The organism is Flavobacterium sp. UGB4466 (assembly GCF_903469665.1).
Classification (GTDB): Bacteria; Bacteroidota; Bacteroidia; order Flavobacteriales; family Flavobacteriaceae; genus Flavobacterium; species Flavobacterium lipolyticum.
On the sequence record NZ_CAGKLC010000065.1, the window covers coordinates 13,187 to 28,803 of the forward strand.

The following is a 15,617-nucleotide window of genomic DNA, read 5'->3' on the forward strand; positions in this document are numbered from 1 at the left end:
GATTTTAAAATTCTACAAAAAAAAATAAATTCCAAATTCCAACTTTATAAGTATCGGAATTTGGAATTTTTTATTGAGTTTCCCAAGAAATTTGGGATTTGGAATTAAAAAAATTGGCATTTTATTGCATTAACTCCACTTCGGCATTTGGATTGAACAGGTATGTTTTTCCTGAGCTAATTTCGATACATTCAAAACGTTTGGTTCTAACGGCCAATTTCTTGAATACTTTACCATTTTTAATCTTGAATACACTTCCATAGGGAATTTCAAAAACATAGTTCTTATCGTTGTCCGAATCGTATTGTTTTAACGCCAAAGACAAGGTGGTATCCGTATCACTACTTGCTGACGGATTCTTAAAATGCCGGGCCAATAACGGCAATAAAGTACTTGGGAAAATCTCAGGACGAATAAAAGGAACCATCATTCTTTGAAAGGTAAACTTCCATTCATTTCCATGAGGTTTAATATTTCTGCCAAACTTTTCGAACGCCACTAAATGCGAAATTTCATGAATCAGCGTGATCAGAAAACGATATTTATTCAAACTTGCATTCACCGTAATTTCATGTTTACCACTAGGCCCTCTTCTGTAATCCCCATGACGCGTCTGACGCTCATTCACGATTTTCAGATGAACCTGATTGGCAACAATCAAATCAAAAACAGGCCTTACAGCATGCTCCGGTATATATTTAGCTAAAGTTTCGCTCAAAATAATTATGAATTATAAAGTATGAGTTATTAATTCTAGTTCAGATTCTTTTTTGATGTAATTAGGATGCTTTTGATAATTTTCAACACTTCCTCACATTGATTGTGCATGGATTCAAACTCTAAAATCGAAACATAATCAGTTGCCCGTAATAGCTCTAACCAATACAGTGACTCGTCGCACTCTTTTTGAGAAATTGATAATTTATGTATAAAATCAGCTTTGCTTTGTGCATTAATAGCTTCACGAACATTTGCTCCTACTGAAGTAATAGAACGTAAAAATTGTTTACTCATTATAAATTCTTTCTTTTCAGAAATTAAGTATTTATAAAAATTAACTCCCCTAACTGCTAGTTCAAAACTTTTAATTTTAATAATACTATAACTCATAACTCATAACTCAAAACTCATAATTAACTACGGATTCGTGGACGAAACTTCTAAAACCTTTCCGTTAAAATATTTATTTCCGTTGAGCGTAAAATCATAAATGTAGGTTGCCATTCCTTCGGCGGATATTGGCGCCTGATAACCCGGGAAAGCTTCATTTAGCATTTCGGTCTGAACGGAGCCCAGTGCCAAAACATTAAATGAAATTCCTTTTTCTTTATATTCTTCCGCCAGTAATTCGGTCAAAGTAATTACAGCTCCTTTACTGGAACTATAAGCTGCTAAACCTGCAAATTTCAGACTTCCTCTTACACCGCCCATAGAACTGATTGTGATCACATGACTTCCACTTTGAAGATAAGGAAGACAAATACGGGTTAAGTTGGCAACCGCAAAAACATTCACTTTATAAATACTTTCAAAATCGGACTGAGTGGTTTCAGCAAAAGGCTTTAACAACAATGCACCTGCGTTGTGAACCACTGCGTCCACTCTCTTCCAGGAAGACGAAAGAAATTGATCTACTTCTTGTAAAGCTGCTTCATCAGACAGATCTACTGACAAACAACTAATGTTTTGGTGCTCCAAAAGTGTCTGAGGTGTTTTTCTCGAAATTGCCAAAACCTGATGGCCTGCATTGGCAAACTGCAATGCCAATTCGTAACCAATTCCACGACTGGTTCCGGTAACAATAATATTTTTCATAAAGCAAAAATAAGCAAATCGAATAAAAGGACAGAATTATTTATTCATCGTAATTTCTTCTGCAGGTGTGATTGCAATTTTGGTCACTGCCGGCAGAAACTCCTGAATAAAAGAAGTCATATGTGGAATATCCATTACTTTAAATTCGTCTGAAACATGGTGGTAAAAGTCGAAGTTTTCGAAGTCGAAAGTACTTATAGACTGACATGGCTTTTTGAAGGCCTCATAAAAAGAATAATTATCAGATCTATAAAACAGCTTGTATTCTGCTTCTTTTGGTAAAAAACCAATAGTCTTTTTACCCGTGTATTCATTTATTTTCACAGCCATATTGGTTTTATCAAAACCGGTAATATAGGCTAAATAATCCCGTTTCATAGGTACACCAATCATTTCGATATTCAATTGTGCGTATAAATTAAAATTTTGCTTTTTAAGTTTTTGCACGAGGCTTTTAGAACCTAACAGTCCTTTTTCTTCTCCGGCAAAAAACACAACAAGAATACTGCGTTTGTTCGATTTTGTTTCACTAAAATACTTTGCCATCTCTGCAACTGCTGTAACTCCGGACGCATCATCATTCGCTCCGTTAAAAACAACGTCTGCCTGTTGTTTTTTCTCTAATCCGATGTGATCGTAATGCGCACTCAGGACCACGAATTCTTTTTTCAGCACAGGATCGGTTCCTTCTATCACTCCCACAATATTATAGGCTGGTGTTTTAAAGTTGGTCAATGTGTCTTTATAAGCAGTAAAATAAGGTCCCACATGGTTCTTTTTTAAAAAATTTTCTAAAAAAGCGGCTGCCTTTTCGATACCTTTTGTACCTGTTTCACGACCTTCCATCTCATCGGAAGACAGTTCTTTCAGAAAATCTGAAACTTCAGATTCTTTTACTTTATAGACAACTTCAATAGGTTTTGAAACAGCTGTTGAAGATGTAGTGTTTACTGTAACGGGATTTGATTTACAGGCCAGAAAAACAAAAGGAAGTAGAAAATAAAGTTTTTTCATAAAGAATGATTTAATTGTGCTTCAGGAGCTAAACCTCTAAAGCAGTCGATTTAAAATATTTTTTATACACTTTAAATACCTGAATAGTCCCTAAAACCATAAAAAATACGGGAATAAAAACAGGCATCACGTACCTTGATAATGGATTACTTTTTTCAAAAATAGTCTGTAAAACCACAATCAGGCTTAACATCCCAAAAAAAATACCAATCAAAGTTCCTGCAATATAATAATATTTTAACTTTTTTTCTACGACAATATGCTTTCCGTTAAGCAAATACAGATTCCAGCTCGTCCAAAAAGGCAGTTGTAAAAAATTGAAACAATTTAAAATCATTCCGATAACAAATGGCGAATACCCTAAATACTCCCTTAATTTATCGTTTGACTTGTCGGTTTGATGAAACCCATAATAAAAGACAAAAGCCAGAACAAACATAAATCCGATAGCAAAAAAATCAATTAGCTTCATTAATTTTTTATTACCGATTAATTCTCTGGCAAAAAGCAAAGTAAAATAAATGACAAAACTTTCTACAAAAATGACTCCGAACAGAAAGAAAACCAAATTAAAAAGTCCTGATTTTGAATAAATCTCCAAACCCACTACATTTAAATATCCTAATGGGATCGATCCGATGAAGCTCACCAAAAATCCGATTGAAATATTCTTTAACCTTTTCATTTTTTAAAAATTTACAATCTTACTGTTCTGAGTCAAATGCAGTTTGTATTCCCGGATTCCAACTTTGTAATTCAGATATGGGACTCCCTTTTTATGATTCGCAGCACTGATCTCATACATATAAGTGATGTGTCTTGCCAGTTCTTTCCAGGCAAACCAAACAGAATGTTTCGGATCGTAAATATGCGTGGGTTCACTGGCTGCCCCGTTAAGTTCTACAACCTGAAACTTTTCTCCGCGTTCTAATTCTTCGAAAGTGTTGTACATAATATCAAAACGCCCAAAGTAAAATTCCGGAACCTCTTTAGCAATTTTATCAATCATTGCGGTTAACTTTGGCGTGATCCAATCGCTCCCATCCAAAAATTTTGCGCCACGAGCATGATTCCCGAAAGGAACCAAATTTACTCTTTCACCATATTTCAAAACCTGTTGCAACTGATCTCCGTATTCCTCTCTTAAAACATCAAGCTGTAATTGAAATCTTGGCGTTTTACAGATTAACCCTTCAATCGTTGAGATTCCATCACCGGTAACAATTAAAAATTCTTTCGAAACAATTCCGGTAATTTTGCCTTCTTTTTGGTGTGGATGACGCACGTAAAAAATACCAACTTCATTTTTAAATGGAATCAAATCCTGCAATAAGAAATCAAAATTTGCTTTACCGGCATATTCACTCAACTCAAAAACATTTCTTATTTTTTTCACACCGGCCCCCCTTAAACCGATATCAGGTTTAGCAATTAAAGGAAAATAAATTCTGTTTTCGACTATTTTTTCTACAATATTATTTAGCCCCGTATTCTCTTTGATCAAAATAGTATTGGGATAACATTCTCTGGGAAGCAAATCATAAATTTGTTTTTTACTTTCCATTATAAACCCGCCGTTTTTTATCTTCGGATTAGACGCATTAAAGAAGAATACTGATCTTGCTTTGATGGCATAATAGGCCCAAAGGAAATAAATAGGAACGTACAGCACTTTAAAAGGCCAGTACTCCCAATTGGTTACTTTATGAAAAAATAGTTTCATCTTTACTACATTAAATACTTATAAAAGAAGTCGAGAACTCCTTTGTTTTAATTAAATCGTAATACTTCATAGTACCTTTATTCTGCTTGATTACAACCTGAGTGATGCTAAGTGTTTTCAAAACATTTTCTCTATTAATGACCAATCCGTTTTCAGAATCATCATTCTGAGTGTTTTTATGAAAATCTAACATATCGGTAGAGAAGATTTCATCCTTACCTTCTAAAAATTCAAAAAACCAATTGGAGCGTTTCTTTCTAATCTCCGGAGGATACAAAGTAACCGATGACCAGATGTGATTCTTTGAACTCTCCAACAATGTCTTAATTTTTACCAGACCATCCCAAATCAGTTCGTACAATTCTTCATTCTGATACAAAACCAATGTAAACGGTTCGATATCTTCCAGATTAATTTCATCCCAAAAATCCTTGGGCGACAAACTCGAAATCATATCGAGAGCAATCAGTCCCCTGCTTTTTCTATACAAAAATGAAATCCTATGCTTCTCTGTACCTCCATTCAAAAGTACCAGCACAGTTCCGTTTTTATCTACGGCAAACCACGTCCCTCCCGCTTTTGAATCTTTTGGGTACATAATAGTTTTACCGCTCTGACAATAGTTTCTGGGTGCAATGGCTTCCGGACGAATTACTTTTTCATCCCGATTTGAAGTAATCATTACCACTCCGTTATGGTTGACGAAACTTACTGTACACATTGTTTTCTGTATTCTATAGTGGAACGGGCCACACCAAAATTCTCATGAATCAAAACATCTTTAAACGGCATAACGGCCACTTTGATCAAAGCCTGATGGTGGATACAATGCTCCAGATTGTATAACAATTCTCTGTAATAATTGCTTTGAATTCGAAGGGCAAGCCCATCTATTACCTGTTCTAAATAAATGGTTTTGTTCTCACTTTTCAAATCTGCTTTTATTCCCGCTATAAGTTCTTTTGCATAAGCAGTTTCCGTTTGCATTCGAATATTTCTCTCGCGGTTATCGTAATTTACAACTCCTGAATTGTAACCCTTTTCCAGACCTATAAACATTTCCAGAATGTGTCGCAAATGCTCGCCAATTGTTGCATTATGGAGAGCAGGGCATGGTCTTGCATAATCTGCATCTGTCAATTGACCTAACAGATCATCGAGTTCATCTAAACTGTGGCGTATTGATTTTAGTAACATGGCTATTTTAAATTTAGAAGATTAAACAATTTACTTTTATTGAAATAAAGTAATCCTAAACAACATAATAAGGTGATAAGGGCCAGTAAAAAAAGTAAGCCTCCATCATTCTGAACTGAAATTCCCAAAACAAATAAATGAGATAGTATAGCACCCGCCATCACTCCACATCCGCCCAAAGCTCCAATCCATGTTGTTTTTGGAATTAAAATTAAAATCGCAACAACCAATTCGGCTATTCCTGATCCAATTCTTCCGTATGGTTCAATTCCTAAAGTCGAAAAAATATAAATACTTTCTTCTGCTCCGCTGAATTTAAAAAACAAGGTTTGCAACAAAATTCCAGCCGCTATAATCCTTAAAGCCCAGATTATTTTTTCTGATTTTTCCATCTTGTTACCTGTTTATTTTTTTCCAGTTCTCGTCGGCCTGCGTTTTCAGATTGGTCTGATTTTTATTCCAGCTTTTCAAAGTATTATTAAAATAGGCATTGTAAAACAAATAGAGTTTACCGTCGATAATTTTAAACGTTTCCGGATTTATTTCCACTTTATCTCCGGAACTTCCCAGAGCATAGGCACACCAGCCTCCGTATTGCGGTTCATATTTTGAGGGATTTTTAAAAAATTCCTGTTTATTTTCGTTTGAAGAAAATTTATAAATCCCCCCCTGATAAGAAGCTGATAATTCATTCTTCCCTTTAATCGCTTTTCCCGGACTAAAATAGGCCACAGGATCGTAGCCCTGAATCGCTACTTTATTTTCCAGATTGTACTGACTTAATCTTTTCGCATCATTCTGAGCAAATGAAATACCCGAAACCAAAATCAATACAAAAAATAACAGCTTTTTCATCTTGTTTTATTTTAGGTTTTTTAATACTGAAACGAGTAATTCAGTCGAAATGCGATGCTTAAAATCAGGAGCAATGTACTCGAATGCAATCTCACCATTTGGATTCACAACAAAAACTGACGGAACGGGTAAGAAACTTTTATTGACTCCTTTAGAATGTACGTTAATTACTGATTTATAGTTTTCAGGAGCTTCATAAGCAATTCCAATCGCTTTGGTAAATTCTCCTTCAGAATCAGAAAGCAAAGTATATTTTACTTTATCTTTTTCTTCTGTAATTTTTAAATTCTCCGGAGCATCAGGACTTATTGCAATAATCTGATATCCAAGATCCAGAATTTGTTTCTCTGCTTCAGCTAACGCCTGCAGGTGCATATTACAATAAGGGCACCAGCCACCGCGATAGAAAACTAAAATCGTTTTTTTCTTTTCAAGCAAATCAGAGATTTTTACTGCTGCATTTTCAACTGATTTTAATGTGGTATTTGGAATTTTCTCTCCTATTAATAAAGGAGCAATATCGGTCGCCATTTTAGGAAGCGAACTTTGTGCAGTAGCAACAGTACATAAGGCTACTAAAGCAATAAAAAATACTTTTTTCATAATTTTTACTTTTACATCTTAATTTGATAATGTAAAATTACGGTGGTATGAAAAAGGCAAATGTCGGCTAATTTACACTTAGCCTAAAATAATTTAGATTTTGGTAATATCAACAATAACAATCTCTTTTCTATTGTAATGTATCAGTTCATTCGTTTCCATCTCGTTCAACAATTGGGTTGCCGTTTGTCTTGAAGTACAAATAATTTGTGCAATATCATTCTGTGTCAAATAGTTTTCCATCGTTACCGAATTCCCTTCCGCTACTCCTTCCTTATCGGCCCAGTCTTTAAGAAACTGATACAATCTGGTTTTGGCATCTTTAGAAACTAAATTGGCATAACTGTTTTTAATCCGTTTCATTTTCAAACCGACAAATTTGGTATACGAAAGTGCGAGCGTTGGATTTCTCAACAATAAATCTTCAAAATCTGACATCAGGAAACTACAAATCGCAACATCCTCCGAAAGTACTTTTGCATATTCTTCATTTTTGGCATCCGTTTCCAAAGTCAGTTCTCCAAATAAATCTCCTTTCTGAATGATGTCTTTTATGGTTTCATTACCTTCTTCATCGATCGATACGATTTTAATATTTCCTTTTTTGAGTAAAAAAATGCGGGGTAAATCTGAAGTAGAAAAGTAAATAATCTCTCCTTTTGACGCTTTTTTAAAACCTGTGATAATACACAATTGCTTGATCTGCGAGTAACTCAAAGTTCGAAACAATTTGTGGTCCCGCAAATACCAGTATTTTAAATCTTCGTACATAAAAAAGTTTATTTCTGTAAATATAACGAAATTAAAATCCAAACAAAAACCCTTTCAGACATCGAAGAGTCTGAAAGGGTTTGGATTATCAAAGTTTCGAAGAGATTTATCCTGCAATAACAGCTCTTGAAATTACAATTTTCTGAATTTCTGAAGTTCCTTCGTAAATCTGAGTAATTTTTGCATCACGCATTAAACGCTCTACATGGTACTCTTTTACGTAACCGTTACCTCCATGAATCTGAACCGCTTCAACAGCGGTATCCATTGCTACTTGCGATGCAAACAATTTCGCCATCGCACCACTTACATCATAATTTTTATGTTGGTCTTTATCCCAAGCTGCTTTCATACACAAATGACGTGCTGCTTCAATATTAACCGCCATATCTGCCAATTTAAAAGCAATGGCCTGGTGGTTGCAAATTTCAGTTCCAAAAGCTTTACGCTCTTTAGAATATTTTAAAGCCAGTTCATAAGCTCCTGAAGCAATTCCTAAAGCCTGAGAAGCAATTCCGATACGCCCTCCGGCAAGCGTTTTCATGGCAAATTTAAATCCGAAACCGTCTTCTCCGATTCTGTTTTCTTTAGGAACTTTTACATCACTAAACATTAAAGAGTGTGTATCAGAACCACGGATTCCCATTTTTTGTTCTTTTGGCCCAATAGAAAAGCCCGGCATGTCTTTCGTCATGATCAAAGCGTTGATTCCTTTGTGTCTTTTCTCCGGATCCGTTTGTGCAATCACTAAATAAACAGATGCTGTATTTCCGTTGGTAATCCAGTTTTTCGTTCCGTTTACCAAATAGTGATCTCCCATATCAACCGCAGTTGTTTTTTGTGAAGTAGCATCACTACCCGCCTCAGGCTCACTCAAACAAAATGCTCCGTGAATCTCTCCTGATGCTAAACCTGGTAAATACTTTTGTTTTTGTTCTTCAGTTCCAAATTCCTGCAGTCCCCAACAAACTAATGAGTTGTTTACAGACATCACTACAGAAGCTGATGCATCTACTTTTGAAATTTCTTCCATCGCAATTACATAAGAAATGGCATCCAGTCCGCTTCCTCCATATTTAGGATCAACCATCATTCCCAGGAATCCTAATTGCCCCATTTTTTTTATTTGTTCTGTCGGAAAAATTTGTTTTTCGTCACGTTCAATAACTCCCGGCAGCAATTCGTTTTGAGCAAAATCTCTTGCAGCTTGTTGAATCATTAAATGTTCTTCGGTAAGATTAAAATCCATAGTTATCCTGTTTTATTTTTCTCAGCTTAACCCGATTTAAAATATCGAAATTAAGATGACGGTTATTTTTGTTTTGTTTTTTTGAATTGCTCTTTTCTGTAAAAAGGCTTCCAAAGATAAATTTTAAAAGTGAGTTTAACAATGCGCGCATATAAATTTACTAGATCGGCAATAATTACGATAACGTTTTCGTTATAATCTTAAAAATTTAGCGTAACACGCATCAAATTTGCAATCATTACTCTAAAAAACAAGAATAAAATACACGATCAAAAAAGTCCGATTCTAAAGTTTTAGTAAAGTTTAGTTTTTTCAAAAGATTAAACAATTCTTAAAATATACGGTTTCCCGTAAAACAACTCTTACTAATTTGATTACTAATCTTATACAAACAAAAAAAGCAAAATTGAGTCAAAAAAAACATATTTAAGAACGCTATAAAATTGATAAATTAACATTATTTTTGCTCAATAATTATAATTTCCATAAAACATGAAAAAAAGTTTACTTCTACTTACATTCCTTTTTAGTATACAATTCTCAACCGTTTCAGCCCAGACTCAGCTTGATGTGAATGGCGTAACAGTTCCAAGAAAAATTGAATTTCAAGGCAAAACTTTACAGCTTAATGGTGCTGGAGGCCGATCAAAAATGTGGTTGGAAGTTTATGTTCAGGCCTTATATTTATCGCAGCTAAGTCAGGATCCACAATTTATTATTGACAGCGATACCGAAATGGCAATCCGAATTGAAATTACTTCTTCAATGGTTTCTTCAAGTAAACTGACCAAAGCGATGAATGCCGGTTTCGAAAAATCTACGGGAAGCAATCTTACGCAATTACGTCCCCGAATCGAAGAATTTAAAACTTTTTTAAGTGACATGATTACTGAAAAAGATGTATTTGTTCTTGCTTATAATCCGCTTGATCAAACAGTCAATGTTTACAAAAATGAAGTTTTGAAAGGAAAAATTCCTGGATTTGATTTCAAAAAAGCATTATTCGGAATCTGGCTTTCAGACAAACCCGTTGATGAGACATTAAAAAAACACTTATTAGGAATCTAATTTGTTAGATTTATAAAATTCAAAAGCCGAAAACGTATTGTTTTCGGCTTTCTTTTTTCTCTTCGATAAAAATTTGACACGAGATACATTATTCGCATTATTCTATTTTATACTTTTACGCAAACTAAACATATCTCAACAAAATGAAAGATTTATTACAGCAATTTGAAAATAAAGCACCTGAAATTGTTTTTAACTGGAAAGATTCCGAAACAGAAGCCGAAGGATGGACTGTTATCAACTCACTGCGCGGTGGAGCTGCGGGTGGAGGAACAAGAATGAGAAAAGGCTTAGATATGAATGAAGTTTTATCGTTGGCCAAAACCATGGAAGTTAAATTTTCTGTTTCAGGACCAGCCATTGGAGGTGCCAAATCAGGAATAAATTTTGACCCAAATGATCCACGTAAAAAAGGAGTATTACAACGTTGGTACAAAGCCGTTTCACCTTTATTAAAAAGTTACTACGGAACTGGGGGAGATTTAAATGTAGATGAAATTCACGAAGTAATTCCAATGACCGAAGAATGTGGTGTATGGCATCCGCAGGAAGGTGTTTTCAACGGACACTTCAAACCTACCGAAGCAGATAAAATTAATAGAATCGGACAATTGCGTCAGGGTGTTATCAAAGTAATCGAAAACCCAAAGTTCTCTCCTGATGTAACCCGAAAATATACGGTTGCCGACATGATTACCGGTTATGGTGTTGCCGAAGCAGCTCGTCATTTCTATGCCACTTACGGTGGAGACATCAAAGGTAAAAAAGCAATTGTACAGGGATTTGGAAATGTCGGTTCAGCTGCCGCTTTCTATTTGGCCGAAATGGGTGCTAAAGTAATCGGAATTATTGACCGCGATGGAGGATTAATAAAAGAAGACGGTTTTTCATTTGAAGAAATCAGAACTTTGTTTTTAAATAAAGACGGAAACAAATTAGTTGCCGATAACATGATCCCATTTGACGAAATCAACACTAAAATCTGGACGATTGGTGCCGAAATCTTCACCCCTTGCGCGGCTTCAAGATTGGTAACTCAGGAGCAAATCGACAACTTAATCGCAAATGGATTAGAAGTTATTTCATGTGGAGCAAATGTTCCTTTTGCTGATAAAGAAATTTTCTTCGGTTCGATCATGGAAGAAGTGGATCGCAAAGTAAGTTTGATTCCTGATTTTATTTCAAACTGTGGAATGGCAAGAGTTTTTGCTTATTTCATGGAGAAAAAAGTTCAGATGACGGACGAAGATATTTTCAATGATACTTCAGAAATTATAAAAAATGCGATTGTTAAAGCTCACACTTTAAATCCATCCAAAACAAATATCAGTGCAACTGCTTTTGAAATTGCATTGAAACAACTAGTATAATTTTTTTATACTTTATCAAAACGGGCCGGATGAACATCTGGCCTTTTTTTATGTTTCATGCTAATTCAGCTGATCCTTTTTGATTCCGCTTCCCCATTAATTACAAAATCTGTGCAAATCGGCAAAATCTGCCTGCAAAAAACATTCAGTCACAAAATCCCCTCCTCTTCTATTCTAAACAATTTTTACTACTTTTAAGCGTTTTTTAATTAATACAATTTCAAAATTCAGAATAAAAATGAGTTCCATTTCTTCAGATCAAAAGAAATCCTTACTACTCACTACTGTTATTTATGCAGTACTCATTGCGTTGTTATTTTTCATACGCTTTTGGCCTCCTTACAATCCGGAGAACAATGTGGCTTTGGCTTCCGGCGGAGGTGGCGGAGGTGTTACGGTAAATTTTGGAGACAGCGATTTAGGCTCGGGAGCAAATTATAAAAGCGAAGTTATAAATGTAAAAAACGAAGCCCGACAAACTCCGGCAAAAGCAACACCAGACGAAGCAATTTTAACTCAGGAAAATACCACAACCGACGAAAGTGTTGCAATTCCAACAAAAGAAAAACCAAAAAAAGCAACACCCGTTGTAAAACCGGAAGCGAAACCGATTCCTGAGAAACCAAAAGTTTCCAATTCTACAAACGATGCCTTATCAAGTATCTTAAAAGGATCCAATAAAGGCGGGGATGGTGATGATAAAGCAGCTGGAAACAAAGGAAAAGCGAACGGCAGTCTAAGTTCGAACGGATATTATGGAACGGGAGGTTCCGGAGGAGGAACTGGCGGTGGCAACGGAACCGGCAATGGAATTGGTAACGGAAGCGGTTATGGCCCAGGAAGTGGCGGCGGTTCCGGTGGAGGATCTGGATATTCGTTAAACGGACGCAAAGCACTGTCTAAACCGGCACCAAAATATACCTGCAATGAAGAAGGAAAAGTAGTGGTAGAAGTTACCGTAGACCAAAATGGCAAAACCATTAGCGCAACTGCAGGAATAAAAGGAACAACTAATACCGCAAGCTGTTTACTGGAACAGGCAAAAATAGCGGCATTGAACACAAAATGGTCAGCAGACGACAAAGCAGCTGCAAAACAGGTTGGAAAAATAATTTACAATTTCAGTCTGGATTAAACACAAATTATACAGATTTACATAAATCTGTTTCCATAAAAAAGGCTTTCAGGAAATTCTGAAAGCCTTTTTTATTTTCATCAAGTAGTTTATTCTTTTTTCCGTCGCCCCAAGAGAACAAAACTGTGTGTTTGTCTTACTTCGGACTGGTGGCAATTACAAACTTTAAATTATTCTTCACTCCGATTTGCAACACATCAACTAAATCCTGAACCTGAAGATTAAACGGAATTCGAACCACTACAGTTTGCTGCTTGTCGGCTCCAATTTTCGACATTAGAGTGGTTTCCAATGCATCAAATTCAACAGGCACTTTGTCGATATAGAACTTTTTATCTTCGGTAACAGACAAACTAATTAATTGTTTATTTGTTTTTTCATTGGCTTTGGCTTTCGGTAATGTCATTTTAATCACATTAGGATTCGCAAGTGTTGATATAATAAGGAAAAACAACAACAGGAAAAACATAATATCACTTAATGACGATGTCGCCACTTCAGCATGAAACCTTCTTTTTCTCTTGATAGACATACCTTATGCTCTTTGAATTATATTGACAAATTCTAATATTTGTTTCTGAATCTTCAACGCAAAATCATCAATTTTTCCATTCAGTAAATGATAAGCACTATAGGCAATAATCCCCACAATTAATCCGGAACCCGAGCTGATCATTTTCTCATACAATCCTCCCGAAATATTTCCGATACTGATATTTTCAGTAACCGAAATACTGTAGAAAATCTTAATTACACCCGAAATAGTTCCAATAAAACCAAGCGTAGGTGCAATTCCGGCAATAAGTCCCAGATGCCCCAAATTTCTTTCCATTTCACCAATTTCAATATCAGCGGCACGGTCCATGTTTGATTCAATCTCAGCAATTGGCCTTCCAATAACCAGCACACCTTCTTTCAGAATATTTCCTGCTGCCGTATCGCTTCTTTCTACAATAGTCCTGGCTAATTCAATATTTCCGGCATTTAATTTATCTCCCACATCCTGTATCAATCGCGAATCGATTCTTGATGCTTTTTTGATATATAAGTAACGTTCAAAAATGATATAAATAGTATAAAATAATAACAGTGCAATCGGAATTAAGAAAACTCCCCCTTTCATAATAAACCCAAACATTGAAATTTCATTTTCAGGTGCAATCTTTTCGATAACTACGTTTGAGGCATTTGCGATGGTATCAGCTTGTAATTGAATGTAGCTAAACATATATTAATTCTTGTTTTTAATAATTAATTCTAAAAAATATTTGAAATTTGCAATAAAGATAATTTTCACTCCCTTATAAAACTAAAAAAAATGAAAATTATTTCAATTCGAAACTATTTTAACTCAATTCAATGAACTATCAGGAAACCACAAACTGGATGTTTAATCAGCTTCCAATGTACCAACTTCAGGGAGCTTCGGCATACAAAGAAGATTTGACTAATATTAAGTTGCTGGCCGCACATCTTGGCAACCCTCAAGATCAGTTAAAATGCATCCACGTTGCCGGAACCAATGGTAAAGGATCGACCTCGCACATGCTGGCTTCAGTTTTACAGGAAGCCGGATATAAAGTAGGATTGTATACCTCTCCGCACCTTAAAGATTTTAGAGAACGAATTAAAATTAATGGACAGGAAATCTCCGAAGATTTTGTTTGTCAATTCGTAGCCAAACACAAAAACTTTTTTGAAGCCAATGATATGAGTTTTTTCGAAATGTCTGTTGGACTAGCCTTCGATTACTTCGCTTCAGAGAAAACTGACATTGCTATTATCGAAGTTGGTCTTGGCGGAAGACTCGATGCGACCAACATAATCACACCATTAGCATCCGTTATTACCAACATCGATTTAGACCATACTCAGTTTTTAGGAAATACCCCGGCAGCAATTGCGGGTGAAAAAGCCGGAATCATAAAACCAAATGTTCCTGTTGTCATTGGAGAATACACCTTTGAAACTCAACCCGTATTCTTAGCCAAAGCAAAAGAAAATGAAGCTCCTATTTATTTTGCTTCCGATTTAATCACAGAAGTTTTTCCTTCCGATCTAATTGGCGATTATCAGTTTCACAATAAAAAAACGGTACAGCAAACCATCCAAATATTAGATTCTCAAAATGAGTTTAAAATCTCAGACGAAAATCTAAAAAACGGTTTATTACAGGTTGTAAAAAATACCGGTTTACAAGGCAGATGGCAGCAATTGGGAGAAAACCCAAAGATCATCTGTGATACTGCCCACAACCAGCACGGACTGGCTGTTGTAATCAAACAAATCCAAAAAGAAAGTTTCGAAAATTTACATATTGTGCTGGGAGTTGTAAACGACAAAGATCTCGATTCTATTTTACCTCTTTTTCCTAAAAATGCACAATACTATTTTTGCAGTCCAAATTCGTCCAGGGGTCTAAAGACTGAAATTTTAAATGAAGCCGCTAAAAAGCACCATTTAATAGGGGAAAATTATGACTCAGTAGAACATGCTTATGTCGCAGCCAGAAAAAATGCTTCAAAAAATGATTTCATTTACGTTGGAGGAAGCACTTTTGTAGTCGCTGAATTGCCTCTTGCCTAAACAAAAGTTCTTAGACTAAAAAAACTGCAAAAAACCAATTTAATAACAAATTCATAAACAGCGAGATACAAAACCTTTTCAAAAAAGTTTTATTTTTTATTCGATTTTCTTTGCAGAACTCAAAAACTAGCGTATATTTGCACTCGCAATCACGAAGGATAGCGACCTAATAAAATAGGGCGATTAGCTCAGCTGGTTCAGAGCACCTCGTTTACACCGAGGGGGTCGGGG

General features: G+C 35.5%; 19 protein-coding genes. 4 read left to right on the forward strand and 15 right to left on the reverse strand.

The features are described from left to right. Positions 1–121: 121 nt before the first annotated feature. From JO950_RS15050 to JO950_RS15110, 13 genes are all read right to left on the reverse strand, one after another. Positions 122–718, reverse strand: a complete 597-nt coding sequence (locus JO950_RS15050; RefSeq protein WP_202703400.1) for a SprT-like domain-containing protein — start codon at positions 716–718, stop codon at positions 122–124. Between the two features lie 35 nt (positions 719–753). Continuing rightward, positions 754–1,110 carry a four helix bundle protein gene (locus tag JO950_RS15055; protein ID WP_202703401.1) on the reverse strand — a complete coding sequence of 119 codons (357 nt, stop codon included), beginning with the start codon at positions 1,108–1,110 and terminating at the stop codon, positions 754–756. Between the two features lie 27 nt (positions 1,111–1,137). Continuing rightward, on the reverse strand, positions 1,138–1,815 hold the full coding sequence (locus JO950_RS15060) for an SDR family oxidoreductase (RefSeq protein ID WP_202703402.1): 678 nt from the start codon (positions 1,813–1,815) through the stop codon (positions 1,138–1,140). Between the two features lie 36 nt (positions 1,816–1,851). Then, a complete protein-coding gene (locus JO950_RS15065) occupies positions 1,852–2,829 on the reverse strand; it encodes a M20/M25/M40 family metallo-hydrolase (protein WP_202703403.1) in 978 nt (325 codons plus the stop codon). A gap of 28 nt (positions 2,830–2,857) precedes the next feature. Continuing rightward, entirely contained in the window at positions 2,858–3,514 is a 657-nt protein-coding gene (locus tag JO950_RS15070) for a hypothetical protein (protein ID WP_202703404.1), read from the reverse strand. A 3-nt stretch (positions 3,515–3,517) separates the two neighbouring features. After that, positions 3,518–4,552 (reverse strand): D-alanine--D-alanine ligase, encoded by a 1,035-nt coding sequence (locus tag JO950_RS15075; RefSeq protein WP_202703405.1) that lies wholly within the window; start codon positions 4,550–4,552, stop codon positions 3,518–3,520. Positions 4,553–4,562: 10 nt separating this feature from the next. Next, positions 4,563–5,273, reverse strand: coding sequence for an NRDE family protein (locus JO950_RS15080; protein ID WP_202703406.1), 711 nt, complete (start codon positions 5,271–5,273; stop codon positions 4,563–4,565). Then, entirely contained in the window at positions 5,261–5,749 is a 489-nt protein-coding gene (locus JO950_RS15085; protein ID WP_202703407.1) for a DinB family protein, read from the reverse strand. The genes JO950_RS15080 and JO950_RS15085 overlap by 13 nt, the downstream gene beginning before the upstream one ends. A 2-nt stretch (positions 5,750–5,751) precedes the next feature. Next, a complete protein-coding gene (locus tag JO950_RS15090; RefSeq protein WP_070907936.1) occupies positions 5,752–6,141 on the reverse strand; it encodes a DoxX family membrane protein in 390 nt (129 codons plus the stop codon). Positions 6,142–6,145: 4 nt separating this feature from the next. Next, on the reverse strand, positions 6,146–6,604 hold the full coding sequence (locus JO950_RS15095; RefSeq protein ID WP_202703408.1) for a YHS domain-containing (seleno)protein: 459 nt from the start codon (positions 6,602–6,604) through the stop codon (positions 6,146–6,148). A gap of 6 nt (positions 6,605–6,610) precedes the next feature. Further along, entirely contained in the window at positions 6,611–7,207 is a 597-nt protein-coding gene (locus JO950_RS15100; RefSeq protein WP_202703409.1) for a peroxiredoxin-like family protein, read from the reverse strand. Between the two features lie 93 nt (positions 7,208–7,300). Beyond that, a complete protein-coding gene (locus tag JO950_RS15105) occupies positions 7,301–7,978 on the reverse strand; it encodes a Crp/Fnr family transcriptional regulator (protein ID WP_202703410.1) in 678 nt (225 codons plus the stop codon). A 106-nt stretch (positions 7,979–8,084) separates the two neighbouring features. Further along, entirely contained in the window at positions 8,085–9,227 is a 1,143-nt protein-coding gene (locus tag JO950_RS15110; protein WP_026110222.1) for an acyl-CoA dehydrogenase, read from the reverse strand. Between the two features lie 492 nt (positions 9,228–9,719). Here JO950_RS15110 and JO950_RS15115 point away from each other — a divergent pair, with 492 nt between their 5' ends. The 3 genes from JO950_RS15115 (at position 9,720) to JO950_RS15125 (ending at position 12,800) form a co-directional block, all read left to right on the forward strand. Continuing rightward, the gene (locus JO950_RS15115; RefSeq protein WP_202703411.1) at positions 9,720–10,295 is read left to right on the forward strand and encodes a chalcone isomerase family protein; all 576 of its coding nucleotides are present in this window, start codon (positions 9,720–9,722) and stop codon (positions 10,293–10,295) included. 143 nt (positions 10,296–10,438) lie between these two features. After that, positions 10,439–11,665 (forward strand): Glu/Leu/Phe/Val dehydrogenase dimerization domain-containing protein, encoded by a 1,227-nt coding sequence (locus tag JO950_RS15120; protein WP_202703412.1) that lies wholly within the window; start codon positions 10,439–10,441, stop codon positions 11,663–11,665. A gap of 238 nt (positions 11,666–11,903) precedes the next feature. Beyond that, entirely contained in the window at positions 11,904–12,800 is an 897-nt protein-coding gene (locus tag JO950_RS15125; RefSeq protein ID WP_202703413.1) for an energy transducer TonB, read from the forward strand. A 136-nt stretch (positions 12,801–12,936) separates the two neighbouring features. Here JO950_RS15125 and JO950_RS15130 read toward each other — a convergent pair whose 3' ends face one another. Together JO950_RS15130 and JO950_RS15135 are read right to left on the reverse strand one after the other, a co-directional pair. Beyond that, positions 12,937–13,332, reverse strand: coding sequence for a biopolymer transporter ExbD (locus tag JO950_RS15130; RefSeq protein ID WP_026110223.1), 396 nt, complete (start codon positions 13,330–13,332; stop codon positions 12,937–12,939). 3 nt (positions 13,333–13,335) lie between these two features. Then, positions 13,336–14,028 (reverse strand): MotA/TolQ/ExbB proton channel family protein, encoded by a 693-nt coding sequence (locus JO950_RS15135; RefSeq protein WP_017498783.1) that lies wholly within the window; start codon positions 14,026–14,028, stop codon positions 13,336–13,338. A gap of 131 nt (positions 14,029–14,159) precedes the next feature. On the opposite strand from JO950_RS15135, the gene JO950_RS15140 reads away from it, so the two are divergent. Continuing rightward, a complete protein-coding gene (locus JO950_RS15140) occupies positions 14,160–15,386 on the forward strand; it encodes a folylpolyglutamate synthase/dihydrofolate synthase family protein (protein WP_202703414.1) in 1,227 nt (408 codons plus the stop codon). Positions 15,387–15,617: the final 231 nt, after the last annotated feature.